Here is a 17560-nt window from a genome sequence, read left to right as displayed (position 1 = left end):
TCTCTTCGGGCCCGGGGCAGCCGCCCGAGCCGGCGCAGCGGCCTGGGGGCTGTTTTACGGCTACAGGACGTCCTCCCCCCGCTCCCCCGTTCGAATGCGAACGACCTCGTCGATCGTGCTCACGAAGATCTTCCCATCCCCGATCTTCCCGGTCTTGGCGGCCCGCTCGATTGCCTCCACGGTGCGGGCCGCGAGTTCGTCGGGGACCACCACCTCGATCTTAACCTTCGGCACGAAGTCCACCACGTACTCGGCGCCCCGATAGTGCTCGGTGTGTCCCTTCTGTCGTCCGAACCCCTTGACCTCCAGGGCGGTCATGCCCTGGACTCCCGCTTCCTTGAGGGCCTCCTTCACGTCGTCGAGCCGAAAGGGCTTGATCACGGCTTCGATCTTCTTCATGGCTGGCTCCTGGGCTTGCCGGCGAGGCGACCCGCCGGGAGTTGGGGGACGGACTGGGGCCGTGTCGGCGCCCTGTGCAGGTGTGTGCGGCACAAGAATAGGTCAGGCAGGGTCGCCGAGACCAGCGTGCCGCACTCCGGGAGCTCCCTCCCGACGGGCAGGGCACGGCGTGCCCCACGGGCGACCGGGATCTACAGGGAGTATCCCACCTCCCCATGAACACTTTGGTCCAGTCCCGTGAGCTCGTCGGCCGGATCCACCCGCAGGCCGGCGACGGCCTGTAGCCCCTTGCACAGGAGCCAGGTCACCGAAAAGGCGTACCCGCCCGCCGCAGCAATCCCCACGGCCTGGACCCCCAGCTGTCCCACATCCCCGGTGAGCAGGCTTCCGGTGCCCACCGTGGCGAAGATGCCGGTGGCCAGAGCGCCCCAGGCGCCTCCCACGCCGTGGACGCCCAGGACGTCGAGAGAGTCGTCGTAGCCGAGCCGTCCCTTGAGGCACACCGCCCAGAAGCACAGGGCGCCGGCCACCAGGCCCACCAGCAATGCCCACCCCGGAGTGATGAAACCGGCTCCCGGGGTGATGGCCACCAGCCCCGCCACGCAGCCCGACGCGGCTCCCAGGGCGCTGGCCTTGCCGAACCGCCACTTCTCCGCCAACAGCCAGCCGAGAAGCCCGGCGGCCGAGGCGGTGTTGGTGGACGCAAAAGCCAGGGCAGCCGTCCCGTTGGCGCCCAGGGCGCTGCCCGCGTTGAACCCGAACCATCCGAACCAGAGGAGCCCGGCCCCCAGGAGGGTCATGGTGAGATTGTGGGGCACGAACTTCTCGGTGGGATAGCCGCGGCGCTTGCCCAGCACGAGGACGGCGGCGAGGGCGGAGACCCCCGAGGACACGTGCACCACCGTTCCCCCTGCGAAGTCGAGCGCTCCCAGCTCCAGGAGCCACCCCCCCTCGCCCCACACCCAGTGGGCGAGGGGCGCGTAAACCAGACAAGCCCACAGGAAGAGGAAGGCCGCGTAGGTCCCGAACTTGACCCGCTCCACCAGGGCCCCGCTGATGAGGGCCGGCGTAATGACCGCAAACATGCCCTGGAACGTCACGAAGGCCAGGGTCGGGATGTTCCCGGTAAGGGACTCGGGCCCGATGCCCGCCAGGAACAGCCGGTCGAAACCCCCAAACCAGGGACTCCCGCTCCCCCCGAAGGCGAAGGAAAAGCCGCACACCACCCACTGAACCCCCACCACCCCCATGGCCAGGTAGCTCAGGAGCAGCGTGGACAGCACGTTCTTGCTGCGCACCATGCCCCCGTAGAAGAGGGCGAGTCCCGGAAGCATGAGGAGCACCAGGGCCGATGACGCCAGAACCCAGGCGGTGTCGCCCGGGCTGAGGGCTTCCGAGGCCTGGGCACCCGAAGCGACGGCGAGCGAAGCGATGGCGAAGCCGATGACGCGGGGGAGCGAGCGGGCGTGATCCATGGGCAGACTCCCGAAATGTAGGGTTCGGGAGTTCCAAAGCAAGGCGGGTGCCAAGCCGAGGATTGTTGAATTGACGCGGAAAAACGAAAACTCGAGGCGGGCGGATTGCGACGGAACCGTCGCTTGTGTCTTCGTGATGGACGATTTTGTCGTGCCCGGAATCCAGACAAAAGAAGAGGGGGAGCTCGGCGCTGCTCTCCGGGGGGGCAAAGAGCGTTGCGGTTCCGAACTCCCCCAACCGTGTTCCGTCAGGGTACGCGCGTACTATGAACCCGACGCGGGCCGGTGTCAACCGAAAAAATGCAATCCTGGGGACGCAGGCCCGTCCGTGTCCCGTCCGTGCTTGCCGGCACCACCCGGCGCCCCCGGAGCGACCGGTGCCGGGTTGGCGCTACATGTCGGCTTTCCCGGGCGCCCGGAAGGCCCCGCAGGGGCACGAGGCCGTGTTTCCTGTCGGCCGAATCCAGCAGGACCCCAGTGGACACCCGGACCGACAACCGGCGCGCAGCCCGGCCCCGGCGTCTCTCGCGCGTCGCCGGCTCCGAAACGCCTGCGCAGACAGGGCCGCCCTGCGAACTCGAATCTGCTTTCCCCGTGAGTCCACCCGAGGGGCCGCTGGAGCCCGGCGTGGGCCGCCTAAGCTCCCCGTCATGGGGACTCGCCTTGGGCCCGGTGTGTGCAAGGGTGAACCCCTGGCGGCGGGGGGCGCACCTGAGCTCCGGGAAACCGCGTTTTGCTCTTTCGTCGAGTCCGAGAAAGGTGCAGGAAGGGCCCAGGCGCACCTGACGGTTTTCGCCCTTTGCCGTAAGGGGCGAGCAGGCACGGCTGTGTTCTACAATGCTTTCTGGTGTTTGCAGAAACCCCTGGGCTGGGAATCCGACCGGGAGGTGGCGGGTTGGGCGCGAAAAGGCCTTGACCAAACCGGCGATTTTCTTCTACCGTTGCCGCCGCTTCAGCTTTACTGAATCCATTTCAGTGCCCCTTAAGCTCTCCCTCGGGAACGGCGCGATCCATGAAGAAGCAGGTTCTCGAGAAGCTCAATCTCGGGGGGCGGTTCAAGGAGCTCCGCAAGCAAAAGGGGCTCACCCTCAAGGACCTGGGCGAGAAGACCGGTTTCAGCCCGGCGCTTCTTTCCCAGGTGGAGAACAACATCGTCTCTCCCTCGATCTCGACCCTCTGGACCCTGGCGGAGGCCCTGGGGGTGAAGATCGGGTATTTCTTCCAGCAGGAGGGGGTCGAGTTGGAGGACTACGTGGTCACCCGGGCCGGCAGGGAGGCCCTGGTGTACCGCAACGAGCTGCCACACACGCTGCCCTACCGGGACCTGGCGTACGGCCTCGAGGACCGGGACATGAGCCCGTTTCTCCTCGTCTGCGAGGAGTCCTGTGAGTTTGCGCTCAAAGAGGTGACGTACGAAGGCCAGGAATTTCTCTACGTGATGCAGGGTGCCATCGCCGTGGCTTACGGGGAGCAGCAGTTCGAGCTCGGCCCGGGCGACAGCATCTATTACAACGCGCGAATCCCCCACCGGATCGAGGCGCGCAAGGGAGCCCGTTTCCTGGCCGTGCTCTTCGAGGCCCACAAGCACTGAAAATCAGAGACCCGAGTTCCAGACGCGCCGCAACATGGCGCAACGAGACGAGAGGAGACGCCCCATGATTCGAGACGCCGTCATCGTTTCTGCTTGCCGCACCCCCATTGGAGGGTACCTGGGCACCCTGCTGCCGTTCGGCGCCACCGACCTGGGGGGCGTGGCGGTTCGGGAGGCCGTGCGCCGGGCCGGGGTGCCGGCGGCCGAGGTGGAGGAGTGCATCCTGGGCAATGTCCTCCAGGCCGGCGTGGGCCAGAACCCGGCCCGCCAGGCAGCCCTCAAGGGCGGCCTCGCGCCCGCGGTGAACGCCTTTACGATCAACAAGGTGTGCGGCTCCGGGCTCAAGGCCGTGATGCTCGCCGCTCAGGCGGTGGCGCTCGGTCATGCGGACGTGGTGGTGGCCGGCGGAATGGAGAGCATGTCCAACGCCCCCCACCTGCAGCGGAACCTCCGGGGCGGCGTGCGCATGGGCAACTTCCCCACCGTGGACGCCATGGTTCACGACGGGCTCTGGTGCGCCTTTCACGACGTCCACATGGGCAACCTCGCGGAGTTTACGGCCGAGAAGGCCGGCCTCTCCCGTGAGGAGCTCGACCGGTTCGCCGCCGAGAGCCAGCAGAAGGCCGGCCGGGCGGCGGCCGCGGGTGCCTTCCGGGAGGAGATCGCGCCCGTGGAGGTGGCCCAGAAGAAGGGACCGCCCGTGGTCTTCGACGCCGACGAGGTGGTGAAGCCCCAGACCACGGCCGAGGCCCTCTCCAAGCTCCGGCCCGCCTTCCAGAAGGACGGCATGGTCACGGCGGGCAACGCCCCGGGTCTCACCGACGGCGCGAGCGCCCTGGTGGTCACCAGCCGTGAGTACGCCCGGGCCAAGGGGCTGCCGGTGCTCGCGGTCATCAAGGAGCAGGCGGCCGCCCACCGCGACCCGAAGGAAGTCTTCTTCGCTCCCATCGACGCCGTGCGCAAGGTGATGGCCCGGGGCGGCTACGCGATCGGCGACTTCGACCTCATCGAGGCCAACGAGGCGTTTGCGGCCCAGGCCCTGGCCGACGGCAAGGAGCTCAAGTGGGATTGGGATCGGGTGAATGTGAGCGGAGGCGCCATCGCCCTGGGCCACCCCATCGGCGCCAGCGGCGCCCGCGTCCTCACCACGCTCCTCCACGGCATGAAAGCCCGTGGGGCAAAGCGGGGGCTCGCGACCCTGTGCCTGGGGGGCGGGGGCGCCGTGGCTTTGGTGGTGGAGCGAGAGGGCTGAGGAGGGGTGATTGCGGAATTTCGATTGCTGACCGCTGACAGCTTCTTGAGGAGGAAGACATGAGCATCCAGAAGGTGGGAGTCATCGGCGCCGGTACCATGGGGCACGGCATCGCCCAGGTTTTCGCGACCTCCGGGTTCCAGGTGGTGCTGCAAGACATCTCCGACGACTTCGTCAAGAAGGGGGTCGCGGCGATTGCAAAGAACCTCGACCGCCTCGTGTCGAAGGAAAAGATGACGGCGGCCGACCGGGACGCGGCCCTGGGACGCATCCAGGGCGCCACGACCCTCCAGGCCCTGGCCGACGTGGACGTGGCCGTGGAAGCCGCTACAGAGAATCTCGACATCAAGCTCAAGATCTTCGAGGATCTGGACCGCATCACCAAACCCGGAGCGATCCTGGCCTCCAACACCTCCTCGATTTCCATCACCAAGATCGGCAAGGTCACCAAGCGGGCCGACCGGGTCATCGGGATGCACTTCATGAACCCGGTGCCCGTGATGAAGCTCATCGAGATCATCCGGGGGCTCCAGACCTCGGACGAGGTGTACGGAGCCATCGATGAGCTCTCCAGGAAGCTCGGCAAGGTGCCGGTCTCCGTCAACGACAGCCCGGGCTTCGTCTCCAACCGCATCCTGCTGCCCATGATCAACGAGGCGGTCTTCACCCTGTACGAGGGCATCGCCTCGCCCAAGGACATCGACACGGTCATGAAGCTGGGGATGAATCACCCGATGGGTCCGCTGGAACTCGCCGACCTGATCGGACTCGACGTGTGCCTCTATATCATGGAGGTCCTCTACGAGGGCTTCGGTGACTCGAAGTACCGCCCCTGCCCGCTCCTCAAGAAGTTGGTGGACGCCGGGAACCTCGGCCGGAAGACCGGCAAGGGCTTCTACGACTACTCGAGCTGAGAGAGGAGACGAGCCATGGCCTTCGAGAACATCATCCTGGAGCAGCCCGAGGCGGGCCTGTACCTGCTTACCGTCAACCGGCCCAAGGCCCTCAACGCCCTCAACGCCGAGACCCTGGCCGAGATCGAGGCTGCGGTCGCCCAGGTGGGGGCCGACCGGGGCGCCCGGGTGCTGCTCGTGACCGGCGCCGGGGAAAAGGCCTTCGTGGCCGGAGCCGACATCAGCCAGATGCGCGCGTTCAGCGCCCTGGAGGCCAAGGAGTTCTCCCAGAGGGGCCTGCGGGCGTTTCGCGCCTTGGAGAACCTGCCCATCCCCGCCATCGCCGTGGTCAACGGGTACTGTCTGGGGGGCGGCTGCGAGCTCGCCATGAGCTGCGACTGGATCCTGGCCAGCGACAAGGCGGTCTTTGGCCAGCCCGAGGTGGGCCTGGGGGTGACCCCGGGCTTCGGCGGCACCCAGCGCCTTACCCGGCTCGTGGGGCGGGCGCTGGCGATGGAGCTCGTGACGACCGCACGGCAAGTCAAGGCGGAGGAAGCCCGGCAAATCGGCCTGGCCAACCACGTCTTCGCGGCGGAGAGTCTGATGGAGGAGGCCTTCAAGATGGCTCGTACCGTGGCTTCCAAGGGCCCGGCGGCGGTGCGCCTGGCCAAGGAGGCGGTGCAGCGGGGACAGGACCTGGACCTGGACAACGCGTGCATCCTGGAGAGCGACCTCTTCGGGCTGTGCTTCGCCACCGCCGACCAGAAGGAAGGCATGGGCGCCTTCCTGGAAAAACGCAAGGCCGAGTTCCGAGGGGTGTGATCCGAGGGGTGGCTGGCATCGAAATTGCTTGGGCGCCCCGGAGAGTCTGGAGGCGTCTCGACCGAGGAGGGAGGATCGGATGAACTTCGAGTTGGACGACATCCAGACCATGGTGCGCGACACCGCGCGGAAGTTTGCCCGGGAGGAGGTGGCACCCTACGCCGCCGAGATGGATAAGACCGCGAAGTTCCGGATGGATCTCGCCCGCCAGATGGGCGAGCTGGGGTTCCTGGGGGTGGCCATCCCCGAGCAGTACGGCGGGGGGGGCATGGACTACCGGTGCTACGCCATCGTGGTGGAGGAGCTTTCCACGGTGTGCGCTTCCACCGGGGTGGTGGTTTCTGCCCACTCGAGCCTGTGCTGCGACCCCATCTTCAAGCACGGCACCGAGGAGCAGAAGCAGAGGTTCCTGGTGCCCCTGGCCTCGGGGAAGATGCTCGGGTGCCTGGGCCTGACCGAGACCCAGGCGGGCAGCGACGCGGGCAACCAGAAGACCACCGCCGTGCGCGACGGCAACCAGTGGGTGCTCAACGGGAGCAAGATCTTCATCACCAACGGCGGCCCGGCCGGGGTGGCGGTGGTGATCGCGGCCACCGACAAGTCCGCCGGAACCAAGGGGCTCTCCGCCTTCATCGTGCCTGCCGACGCCCCCGGCTACAAGGTGGCCAAGGAGGAGCACAAGCTCGGCATCCGGGCGAGCTCCACCGCCGAGCTCGTCTTCGACGAGTGCCGCATCCCCTCGGGAAATCTGCTGGGTCAGGTCGGCGACGGCTTCAAGATCGCCCTCCAGACCCTCGACGGCGGCCGCGTTGGCATCGCGGCCCAGGCAGTGGGCATCGCCCGGGGCGCGCTGGAGCACGCGGCTGCCTACTCCAAGGAGCGATTCCAGTTCGGCCAGTCCATCTCGAACTTCCAGGCCATCCAGTGGAAGCTCGCCGACATGGCCACCGAGATCGACGCCGCGCGGCTCCTCACCTGGCGGGCCGCGTGGATGAAGGACCAGGGCTTCAAGAACTTCAGCAAGGAATCCGCCATGGCCAAGCTCTTCGCCTCCGACGCGGCGATGAAGGCCACCCGCGAGGCGATCCAGGTCTACGGCGGCTACGGCTACATCGACGAGTACCCGGTGGAGCGGTTCTACCGCGACGCCAAGATCACCGAGATCTACGAGGGCACGAGCGAGGTGCAGAAGATCGTCATCGCCCGCGCCGTGCTCCGGGACTGAGAACGGGATCACCCCTCACACAAAGGAGGTAGGCCGATGAAGATCATGGTGCCCGTGCGGCGGGTCCCGAACCCCGACGTGAAGGTCCGGCTCAAGAAGGACGGGACGGGGATCGAGACCGAGGGAGTCAACTTCCTCGTCAACAACTTCGACGAGTGGGCCATCGAGGAGGCCGTCCGCATCACCGAGAAGGGCGGCGGCGAGGTCTTCCTGGTCTCCATCGGCGGGCCGGAGAACGAGGAGACCCTGCGGGCCGGCCTGGCCCTGGGGGCCCACCGGGCCTACCTGGTCACCGTGGACCAACCCTACGAGAGCTCCGTCATCGCCGACATCCTGGCCGCGGTGTACAAGCTCGAGAGCCCGAACCTGGTCATCGCGGGCAAGCAGAGCGTGGACACCGACAACAACCAGGCGGCCCAGATGTTGGCGGCCAAGCTGGGGCTGCCCCAGGCCTGCTTCGCCTACCGGGTCGCGATCGACGGGGCAAAGGCCACGGTGCAGCGGGAGATCGACGGAGGGCTCGAGACCAAGGAGGTCGAGCTGCCCTGCGTCATCACCGCCGACCTGCGCCTCAATACCCCCCGGTACGCGAGCCTTCCGGCCATCATGAAGGCCAAGAAGAAGGAAGTGAAGAAGGTGACCCTGGCGGACCTGGGCGTCTCGGCCAAGAACCGCACGCGCGTCCTGGGCCTCAAGGAGCCGCCGCCCCGCAAGGCCGGTCAGCGGGTGTCGAGCGTGGACGAGCTGGTGGACAAGCTCATCAACGAGGCCAAGGCCCTCTAACAAAGGAGAGACGCGATGTCCATTCTGGTGATCGCCGAGCTGCGGGAAGGCGAGGTCCGGCACGCATCCTATCCCGCCATCGCCGCCGGGAAGAAGCTGGCCGAGATGCTCGGCACCGACTACGACGTGCTGGTCTTGGGAAAGGGAGCCAAGGCGGGTGCCGAGAAGCTCAAGGACTTCGGCGCCAAGACCGTGCATTGGAGCGAGGCGCCGGCGGTGGCGGAGTACACCGCCGAGGGTCACGCCCTGGCGGCCTGCGAGCTCGTGAAGTCCAAGGTCTTCACGGCCGTCCTCTCCCCGGCCACGACCACGGGCAAGGACATGCTGCCCCGCCTGGCGGCGCTGCTGGACGCGGGCATGGTGAGCGACGTCATCGGCTTCCAGAAGGGTGACGCCGGGGCCCTGTACGTGCGCCCGATGTATGCCGGTAACGCCGAGGCGAGCGTGGTGGTGGAGACCCCGGTGCACGTGCTCACGGTGCGGGAGGCTGCGTTCGACGCGGCGGCGCCGGGGGGGGTGCCGGCGGCGATGGCCGAGCTGCCCGTCACGGCAGACCCGGCGAGCCTCAAGGCCAAGTTCGTCTCCTATCAGCTCACCAAGTCGGCCCGGCCCGAGCTCACAGAGGCCAAGGCGGTGGTGTCGGCCGGCCGGGGGTGCAAGGACGCCGAGGGCGTGAAACTCGTGGAGCAGCTCGCCGACCTTCTGGGCGCCGCCGTGGGGGCGAGCCGGGCCGTGGTGGACGAGGGGCTCCTGCCCAACGACCTCCAGGTGGGGCAGACGGGGAAGATCGTGGCCCCGGACCTCTACTTTGCCCTGGGCATCTCCGGCGCCATCCAGCACGTGGCCGGGATGAAGGGGGCCAAGGTGATCGTGGCCATCAACAAGGACGAGGAGGCCCCCATCTTCGAGGTGGCCGATTACGGGCTCGTGGACGACGTCTTCAAGGCCGTCCCCAAGCTCGTGGAGAAGATCAAGCAGGCCAAGGCCTGATCTGCGACACGTGCCGGCGGGAAGCGCACCGGTGCCGCTTCCCGCCGGCAGCCCGCCGTCCAGCCAGACAGAGGGTGCGAACATGGTCAACGCTCTGGATTTCGGCCTGATCCTGGCGGTACTGGGGATCGCGGCCCTGGGCACCTGGCGCAAGGTCCGCCGCATCGCGGTGGGGGCGCCGGAGGACCGCTCCGGGGACCTGCGGCAACGCTTCGGCGAGGTGTGGCAGGCAGTGGTCGCCCACCGCAAGGTGCTGCGGGAACGCCCGGAGGGGCTCCATCATCTCTACCTGTTCGCGGCGTTCGCGGGCATGATCGTCCTGATCGCCGGGGTGCAGGTGGCGTTTCGGCTGCCCGGGGTTCTCTCGGGACCCCTGAGCCTGGCGGTCGAGCTCCTGGGGCTCCTGGGGTTCTACGGCACCCTGCGCCTCTACCGGCGCCGCTATACGGAGAAGCCCGACCGCCTCGACGAGAAGCCCGAGGACCGCTGGGCGCTCCTGGCGCTCCTGGCCATCTTCGCAACCGGCCTGCTGCTCACGGCGGTGCGCATCGGCGCCACGGGGGGGCTGTGGAACCTCTGGCACCCCGTGGGCTACGTGCTGAGCCTGCCCTTCCAGCTCCTGCCGGCCGAGGCCGCCGCGTGGCTCGTACGGGTGCTGTGGCGGGTGCACCTGCTGCTCGTGCTCGCCACCCTGGCGAGCTTTCCCTTCGGGAAGCTCTCCCACGCCCTCTTCGGCGTGGCCAACCTCTTCTTCCAGAACCTGGGACCTCGAGGGGCGTTTCGCCCTGTGGACATCGAGAACTCCGAGGTCTACGGCGTGGGACAGGTGGAGCGCTTCACCTGGAAGCAGCTCCTGGACCTGGAGGCCTGCGTGCGGTGCGGCCGCTGCCAGGCCAAGTGTCCCGCCTTTGCCACCGAGAAGACCCTGAACCCCAAGAAGGTGATCCAGGACCTCAAGGCCCACTGGGTGGCCAAGGTCCCGGCGATCCGGGCGGGGCAGGCCGAGGCCTTCGAGGAGGCGATGATCGACGGCCCGGGCGTGCAGCAGTCCGACCTCTGGGCCTGCACCACCTGCCGGGCGTGCATGGAGGCGTGCCCGATGGCCATCGAGCACGTGGACAAGATCGTCGACATGCGCCGGCACCTGGTCCTGATGGAGGGCCAGATGCCCGCGGAGCTCGTGACCCTGAACAAGAACGTGGAGAACAACTTCAACCCCTGGGGGGTGGGGTGGTCGGCCCGCAACGACTGGATGAAGCGCCGCGGGGTGAGCGCCCCCGTGCTGCCCGAGGAGGAGAATCCGGAGTTCGACGTGCTCCTGTGGGTGGGGTGCGCCGGGGCCTATGACGACCGCTACCAGCGGGTGATGGCCTCGGTGGTGCGCCTGCTGGAGAAGGCAGGAGTGCGCTTCGGCATCCTGGGCACCCAGGAAAAGTGCTGCGGCGACCCGGCCCGTTCCTCGGGCAACGAGTACCTCTACCAGAGCCTGGTGGCCGAGAACATCGCCGCCATGGACGCCCTGGGGGTGAAGACCATCCTCGCCCCGTGTCCCCACTGCGCCAAGACCCTGGCCAAGGAGTATCCCCAGTTCGGGGGCAACTACCAGGTGGTCCACCACGCCGAGTTCCTCCTGGGGCTGGTGGCCCAGGGGCGCCTGAAGGTGGTGCGGGACCTGCCGGCGCGGGTTACCCTGCACGACTCCTGCTATCTCTCCCGTTACGCGGGCACCGTGGAGGAGCCCCGGGACCTCCTGCGTGCGGTCGGCGGGCTTGAGCTGGTGGAGATGGAGCGGTGCCGGGAGGACAACTTCTGCTGCGGGGCCGGAGGCGGCCGCATGTGGATGGAGGAGGAAAGCCCGCGCATCAACAACGTGCGGGCGGAGCAGGCCCTGGCCACGGGGGCGGGGGTCATCGGCTCGGCGTGCCCGTTCTGCCTGACGATGCTCGGCGACGGGGTCAAGGCCCACAAGCGCGAGGACGACGTCCAGGTGCTCGACATCGCCGAGATCCTGGAGAGGGCGCTGGCCTGATGAAGACGGGAACGGGAAGGGGAGGAGACGCCATGAAGCGAGTCGCCGCGGTGCTGGCCTGCCTCGCCGGCCTGTCAGGCCCGACGCATCTGCCGGGGGCCGCACACGCCTCGGAGCTGGCGAGGGGATTCACGCCCCCTGCGCGCAAGTTCGAAAAGCCCTACACCAACGAGTCGTGCCTGGCCAACTGCCACGCCCTGCCGGGCGTGGGGGCCGGAAGCGTCACGGGGGTCCTGCGGGCACTCCACGTGGACTTGCAGGGGTATCTGGCCTCCACCCACGGCCAGAAGGGGATCGAGTGCGTCGACTGCCACGCCGACGCGGACCCCAACTTCCACCCCCGCACGGGCTACGCCCAGGTGGACTGCCGGGCCTGCCACGCGGAGCGGCCCCCCGAGGGGGTCTTCCCCCCGGACGCGCTCCAGCGTCTGGAGGCCAAGGGCATCAAGGCGCCTCCCAAGGAGACCTGGAAGGCCGAGACCTGGGCCAAGACCAAGCACGGCGTGGCCTGGGAGGCGGGCAACCCGGCGGCGCCGGCGTGCGCCCACTGTCACACGGCCCACTACCAGCGCCCCAGCGCCGATCCGGCCTCCACGGTGCACCGCCGCAATCTCTCCGCCACCTGCGGGCTCTGCCACGTGGACCAGGTGCGGTCCTACGACGTGGGCGGCGTGCTGGCGCGGTTTCGCCTGGGGGGCCACGGCAAGGGAGACCTCTCCAACCGCTACGCCGTGTCCGAGTGCCTGGGGTGTCACCAGGGGGAGGGGGCCCACGGGGAGGAGACGGTGACGGGCCAGACGTGCCCCACCTGCCACCGGGTCCCGGAAGAGCCCCGGGACATGGCGTGGGCCTCGCTCCACATCCGGCCCCAGGCGGCGGACCAGCCGTTGGCGCGGGCCCTGCGGTGGGGCTACGCGGCGCTCTTCTGGGGCGCGGTGGGCGCGGGCGGCCTCGTGGTGCTGTTCCTGGGGTTTTCCACCCTCTATCGCCGCAGTGACGGCTGACCGCGGGAGGCACGGGCCCGATGTCTACGACGCGCTACGGATTTCTGATCGACCTGCGAAAGTGCATCGGCTGCCGCACCTGCCAGGTGGCGTGCAAGGCCGAGAACGACGTGCCGCTGGGGGTGTACCGGACCTGGGTGAAGGAGGTGGAGAAGGGCACCTACCCCAAGGTTCGCCGCCACTTCATCCCCGTGGTGTGCAACCAGTGCGCCGAGCCGGCCTGCACCACCGTCTGCCCGGTGATCGCCACCTATCCCATGGACAACGGCATCGTCTACATCGACCCGCACCGGTGCATCGGGTGCGGGTACTGCATGGCGGCCTGCCCCTACGCCGTGCGGTTCATCCACCCCACCCGCGGGGTGGCCGAGAAGTGCGACTGGTGCTGGCCCCGGGTGCGCGAAGGGTACGGCCCGCCGGCCTGCGTGGCGGCGTGCCCCACCGACGCCATGCTCTTCGGCGACGTGAACGACCCGGGAAGCGCGATCTCCGCGGCCCTGGCGCGGGAGGCCACCGTGGTCCTCAAGCCCGAGACCGGCAACGTGCCCCAGGTCTTCTACATCGGCCTCGACGACGAGGCGGCGCGCCTGGTGCACCACCACGGCGGGGAGGAGTAAGCACATGAGCCTGCTCTACACCGTTCCCCACGGGGAGGCCTTCGGCCTGTCCATCGCCATCTACTTCTACCTGACGGGCCTCTCCGCCGGCTCCTTCATCATCTCCACCCTGGCCTACGGCTTCGGCTTCGAGAAGTTCAAGCCCCTGGGCAAGGTGGGGGTGGTCATCGCCACCGTCCTCCTGATCGCCGCCCCCATGTTCCTCCTCCTCCACTCGGGCCGGCCGCTGAGGGCGTGGCACCTCTTCGTGTATATCAGCGGCACGAGCCCGATCTCCTGGGGCTCGTTCCTGCTCACCCTCTATCCGCTCAACTGCATCGTCTACGGCTACTTCATGTTCCGGGGCAACGCGAAGCTCACCAAGCTCTTCGGCCGCATCGGCATCCCCCTGGCCCTCATGGTCCACGGGTACACCGGCTTCATTCTGAGCTTCGCCAAGGCCCACGCACTCTGGCGCACCAGCATGATGCCCATCCTCTTCCTGACCTCGGCGATGGTCTCGGGGGTGGCCATGATGATCCTGGTGACGATCATCAAGGACCGCTTCTTCAGCGAGAAGGGCGAGATCAACACCGAGATCATCTACGGCCTCGGGAAGATGCTCCTGTGGCTCCTGGTCTTCGACCTCTTCCTGAGCCTCTCGGACCTGGGAATCCACTACTTCGGCGAGCGGGAGTCCATGGAAACGGCCCGGCTGTTCGTGACGGGCGCCTTCGCCCCGCTCTTCCTCGGCGTGGAGACCCTCATGGGCAAGGTCATTCCCTTGAGCCTGGTGGCCACGCCGCGCACGCGCAACGTCGCCGTGTTCGGGTTTGCCGCCGTGCTGGTGATGATCGGCATCTTCGTCATGCGCTACAACGTGGTCCTCGGGGGCGAGTACATCCCGCTCCTCTAGGGGCGCACGCGCAAGGCGGGAGGGTAGACGATGATCGTGTGGAGCCGACGCGAGTTCCTGTCCGCCGGCACGGCCGGCGCCGCGGGCCTCGCCATGGAGAACAAGTCTCGGGTGCTTCGGGCGCCGGAGAAGCCCTGGAACCAGGGCACCGGCCGGGTGATGCGCAAGTTTCGGGATCCCATCCCGACCGCTTGCGCGGGATGCGCCTCCCAGTGTCCGCTGGTCGCGTACCGGGACGGGGAGCGGGTGGTGCAGGTGGCCCCCAACGCTGGGGCCAGCACCGGAGGGAAGACGTGCGCCCGGGCCTTCCAATCCCTGGAATCGCTCTACGACCCCGAGCGGGTGCTCCGTCCGCTCCGGCGGGTGGGACGCCGGGGAGAGGGGAAGTGGGAGCCGGTGTCCTGGGAGGACGCGCTCGACCGCCTCGCCGGGGCCCTCGTCGAGACCCCCGACACGGCCTACGTGGACGCGGGCCGTCCCGATCCCCTGGCCGGGGCGCTCCTGGACCGATTGGGCGTGGGACGGCGCCTGGAACACGAGACATCCCGGCGGTGGGCCGCGCGGGAAGCCCAGCGGGCGGTCTACGGCCTGCCTCTGGCCCGGCCCGACCTGCGGCGCGTCAATACGGTGCTCCTGGTGGGGGCGCGTCCCCTGGACGGGGGACCGGAGTTCACGGGCGTCGCGCGGGATCTGGTGCGCGCGCGGGCCGCCGGTGCCCAGGTGATTGCCGTGGGCTCCTTCGAGGGTGCCACCGGGAGCCTCGCGGACCAGTGGCTCCCGTCGCGACCGGGTACCGACTCCCTGGTGCTCCTGGGGCTCGCTCGGGTGCTCCTTTCCCAGGGCTGGTACGACGCCGAGGGGTTCCGGCGGGCGGTGGCCTCGCCCCCGGAGGCCATCCTCCAGCGGCTCCTGCCCTACACCGCGGACCTGGTGGAGGCAGCTTCCGGCATCCCGGCCCTCCAGCTCGTGCAGGTCGCCCAGCGGTTTGCCGAGCGCGGCCCCTCCCTGTGCCTGGTGGACGGGGCCGGGAGCGAGCAGGCCGAGGCACTGGAAGCGGCCGCGGCGGTGCTCAACTGCCTCGCAGGCGACCCGGAGGCGGCGGGCGTGCGGCTGGAGCGCGCCCCGGCCTGGGTCCCCCGGTTCGAGCCCCAGATGCCCCGCGCCCGGGCGGTAAAAGACATCCTGGCGGGCAACGAGCGGGCGTCCCTGTACCTGGCTTACCGTGCCAATCCCGTGTACTGGAGCCCCCGAAGCGACTCGGTGCGCCGGGCCTTTGCCGATGAGGGACGGGTGGAGCTCCTGGTGGCCCTGGACACCCACCTCACCGAAACCGCAGAGCTCGCGGACCTGGTGCTTCCGGCGGCGGCGGACCTGGAGCTGTGGAACCTCCTGGGGGGCTATGCCCCCGAGGGGAAGGCGGCCGCCTTCCTGCAGCAGCCCGCGACCCGGAGCCCTTCCGAGCCCGAGCTCCTGCGGGCCCCGGAGGTTCCCCTGGAGCAGCTGTTCCAGGGGCCGGCGCCCCGGCCCCTCGGGGAGGCGCGCCAGCTCGGGGACGTGCTCCTGGGGGTGATCGCGCGGGCGCTGCCCTCCGGTCACCCGATTCGGGAGGACTTCCCGTTTCCCGACTGCGGAAGCTTCGTGCGCCATCTGGCCGACACTACGCCGTCCCTGGCCGCCGACGGCGGGTTCGAGCGCCTGGCCCGGGAGGGCACCTGGACCAGCCGTGCAGCCACGTACCCTCGGGCGGCCGACGGGGGCTTTCCCACGGGGAGCGGGCGCGTCGAGGTGGAGGGTCGCCTGGCCCACCGGGTGCCCCGGGAGTTCAAGCGACTCGAAGGCGACCGGTTCGCCCTGGTGGTGCTGAGCCACCCCGAGCTGGGCCACGGATACGCCAACACCCGCTGGGGGCGGGAGATCCGGTTTCGCAATCCCGTATACCTCCATGCCGATACCGCGCGGGAACTGGGACTCGCCGCCGGGGATCGGGTGGTGATCCGCACGGAAGTAGGGGAGGCGGTGGGGCGGGCGGCGCCGATCCACGGGATCCACCCCCAGGCGGTCGCGGTGGCCGAAGACTTCGGCCACTGGGCCGGGGGGGTGGCGGCAACCGCCCGGGGCGAGCCCACGGGGGAGGTTCCGAGGCCGCTCCTGGTGAGCCGCAAGGACTTCCTGGCCAATCCCCTGGGGGCGACCCGGGGGGGCGTGGCCGGTGCGGATGTGCCCTGGTGGCACCGCCACGGCCCCGGGTTTTCCGTGCAGACCTTGAGCCCGTTTACGTCGGATGCCCACGGAGCCCAGGCCTGGCGGGAAGTGAGCGTCACCGTCCAGCGGGCCTGACGGGGGCGGCCGGGAGGCGGGGAGGCGGGGGGATGGCAGCGTCGAGCTGGATGGCGAGGCTCTGAGCCGGAAGGAGCACAACCCGATGTTCTTGATCAAGCGTCTTGCGGGGATGACCAAGGGCGGCATTGCCGGCTTTCTGGCCGTGCTGGCTCTGGCCGGCGTGGCAGGCTTCGTCTGGATGGCCCGCACGATCAACACCGCGCCGGCCCAGTGCGCGAGCTGCCACCTGGAGCTCACGGCCATGTGGAAGCGCAGCCAGGGGCACCCCGCGGAGCGCGTGACCTGTTATGAGTGCCACGCCCAGCACGCGGAGCTGCCCGAGTCACCCAACCTGGGTGCCTTCGTGCGCGACCAGCTCATTCCCGAGAAGTACCTCTCCTCGGATGAGCGCATCAACGCCCGCTGCGAGGGGTGTCACCAGGGCATCCGCGAGTCCGGCACCGGCATGGGCGTGCTCTGGGCCAAGGCGGCCCTGCGCTCGGGCGTGGCGGTTCTGGAGGGCGCTCTGGAGGACGAGCGGCTCGTGGTGGTGCCCCGGGACGCCCTGGGGGACGCAACCCGCCCGGTCCGCGGCGGCGACGTCGGCGCCGCGGCCGTCCGGTCCCTGCGGGATCGGGAGTGGTTGGAGGCGGCCAGGGCGGCCAACGGGGAGCGGGCCGGCGAGGTGCTCGCGAGCATCCGGACGGACCTGGAGGCCGTGGTCCAGGCCCTCGGGCGCGCTGGGGTAACGGCCGAGCAAATCGGCCGCAGGAAGGAAGAGCGGCTCGGGGAGCGCCTGATCCAGATCGAAGACGCCGCCGGGCGCATCGCCGGGTTGCTGGCGCGGGCGGAAGAGGTCCTGGCGGGCGCCTCCCCCGAGGCGCCCGTGGCGCCGGCGCTGGCCGGGGAGGTGCGGGGGCTCCTGGGGGAGGCCGCCGGCGTGCTGGGAGAGATCGTCCGGGCGCGCATCACCGTGGGGCGCGCCCTGGGCAGCGAGCAGGCGGTGGCCGACCCGACGGGCCTGCGGGCGCACCTGGCCGCCGTGGACCGTGCTCTGGACGAGGGAACCGCTCAGGCAGCGAGGGAGGCGGCTGGAGCGGCGCGGGCGGCGTTTACCGCTCCCCTGCCCAACCGGGAGGTCATCGCCGAGCGCGTCGCCGCCCTCTCGAAGGAAGGGGAGGCCCGGCTGGCCGCCGCCGCCGCGCGGTTCCTGGCGGCCTCCCGCGGCGTGCTCGGCGACCTGCCCGCCGGGCCGCCCCCCCGCCT

15 protein-coding genes are annotated in these 17560 nt (G+C 69.3%); 13 read left to right on the top strand and 2 right to left on the bottom strand.

All coding sequences use genetic code 11. The features are described 5' to 3' along the window. Positions 1 to 60: 60 nt before the first annotated feature. Together AB1578_14320 and AB1578_14315 are read right to left on the bottom strand one after the other, a co-directional pair. The gene (locus AB1578_14320) at positions 61 to 399 is read right to left on the bottom strand and encodes a P-II family nitrogen regulator (GenBank protein MEW6489078.1); all 339 of its coding nucleotides are present in this window, start codon (positions 397 to 399) and stop codon (positions 61 to 63) included. Between the two features lie 191 nt (positions 400 to 590). Beyond that, on the bottom strand, positions 591 to 1874 hold the full coding sequence (locus AB1578_14315) for an ammonium transporter (GenBank protein ID MEW6489077.1): 1284 nt from the start codon (positions 1872 to 1874) through the stop codon (positions 591 to 593). A 1012-nt stretch (positions 1875 to 2886) separates the two neighbouring features. On the opposite strand from AB1578_14315, the gene AB1578_14310 reads away from it, so the two are divergent. From AB1578_14310 to AB1578_14250, 13 genes are all read left to right on the top strand, one after another. Next, a complete protein-coding gene (locus tag AB1578_14310) occupies positions 2887 to 3465 on the top strand; it encodes an XRE family transcriptional regulator (GenBank protein MEW6489076.1) in 579 nt (192 codons plus the stop codon). A 64-nt stretch (positions 3466 to 3529) separates the two neighbouring features. Next, on the top strand, positions 3530 to 4717 hold the full coding sequence (locus tag AB1578_14305) for an acetyl-CoA C-acetyltransferase (GenBank protein ID MEW6489075.1): 1188 nt from the start codon (positions 3530 to 3532) through the stop codon (positions 4715 to 4717). A 59-nt stretch (positions 4718 to 4776) separates the two neighbouring features. Then, positions 4777 to 5631: a 3-hydroxybutyryl-CoA dehydrogenase gene (locus AB1578_14300; GenBank protein ID MEW6489074.1), complete on the top strand. Its 855-nt coding sequence runs from the start codon at positions 4777 to 4779 to the stop codon at positions 5629 to 5631. Positions 5632 to 5646: 15 nt separating this feature from the next. Continuing rightward, positions 5647 to 6432, top strand: coding sequence for an enoyl-CoA hydratase-related protein (locus AB1578_14295; protein ID MEW6489073.1), 786 nt, complete (start codon positions 5647 to 5649; stop codon positions 6430 to 6432). Between the two features lie 79 nt (positions 6433 to 6511). Beyond that, a complete protein-coding gene (locus tag AB1578_14290) occupies positions 6512 to 7657 on the top strand; it encodes an acyl-CoA dehydrogenase (GenBank protein ID MEW6489072.1) in 1146 nt (381 codons plus the stop codon). A gap of 36 nt (positions 7658 to 7693) precedes the next feature. Further along, the gene (locus AB1578_14285; protein ID MEW6489071.1) at positions 7694 to 8440 is read left to right on the top strand and encodes an electron transfer flavoprotein subunit beta/FixA family protein; all 747 of its coding nucleotides are present in this window, start codon (positions 7694 to 7696) and stop codon (positions 8438 to 8440) included. A gap of 15 nt (positions 8441 to 8455) precedes the next feature. Beyond that, the gene (locus AB1578_14280) at positions 8456 to 9430 is read left to right on the top strand and encodes an electron transfer flavoprotein subunit alpha/FixB family protein (protein MEW6489070.1); all 975 of its coding nucleotides are present in this window, start codon (positions 8456 to 8458) and stop codon (positions 9428 to 9430) included. Positions 9431 to 9512: 82 nt separating this feature from the next. Next, on the top strand, positions 9513 to 11459 hold the full coding sequence (locus tag AB1578_14275) for a heterodisulfide reductase-related iron-sulfur binding cluster (GenBank protein ID MEW6489069.1): 1947 nt from the start codon (positions 9513 to 9515) through the stop codon (positions 11457 to 11459). Between the two features lie 32 nt (positions 11460 to 11491). Further along, complete coding sequence (locus tag AB1578_14270; protein MEW6489068.1) at positions 11492 to 12463, top strand: hypothetical protein; 972 nt, start codon at positions 11492 to 11494, stop codon at positions 12461 to 12463. Positions 12464 to 12483: 20 nt separating this feature from the next. After that, positions 12484 to 13080 (top strand): 4Fe-4S dicluster domain-containing protein, encoded by a 597-nt coding sequence (locus tag AB1578_14265; GenBank protein MEW6489067.1) that lies wholly within the window; start codon positions 12484 to 12486, stop codon positions 13078 to 13080. 4 nt (positions 13081 to 13084) lie between these two features. Then, the gene (gene nrfD / locus AB1578_14260; protein MEW6489066.1) at positions 13085 to 13975 is read left to right on the top strand and encodes an NrfD/PsrC family molybdoenzyme membrane anchor subunit; all 891 of its coding nucleotides are present in this window, start codon (positions 13085 to 13087) and stop codon (positions 13973 to 13975) included. A 30-nt stretch (positions 13976 to 14005) separates the two neighbouring features. Next, a complete protein-coding gene (locus AB1578_14255; GenBank protein ID MEW6489065.1) occupies positions 14006 to 16312 on the top strand; it encodes a molybdopterin-dependent oxidoreductase in 2307 nt (768 codons plus the stop codon). An 85-nt stretch (positions 16313 to 16397) separates the two neighbouring features. Then, positions 16398 to 17560: hypothetical protein (locus AB1578_14250; GenBank protein ID MEW6489064.1), on the top strand; the 1163-nt coding region annotated here is incomplete at its 3' end.

It is taken from the genome of Thermodesulfobacteriota bacterium (assembly GCA_040756475.1).
Taxonomy (GTDB): domain Bacteria; phylum Desulfobacterota; class Deferrisomatia; order Deferrisomatales; family JACRMM01; genus JBFLZB01.
This window is presented reverse-complemented; position numbering and strand designations above follow the sequence as displayed.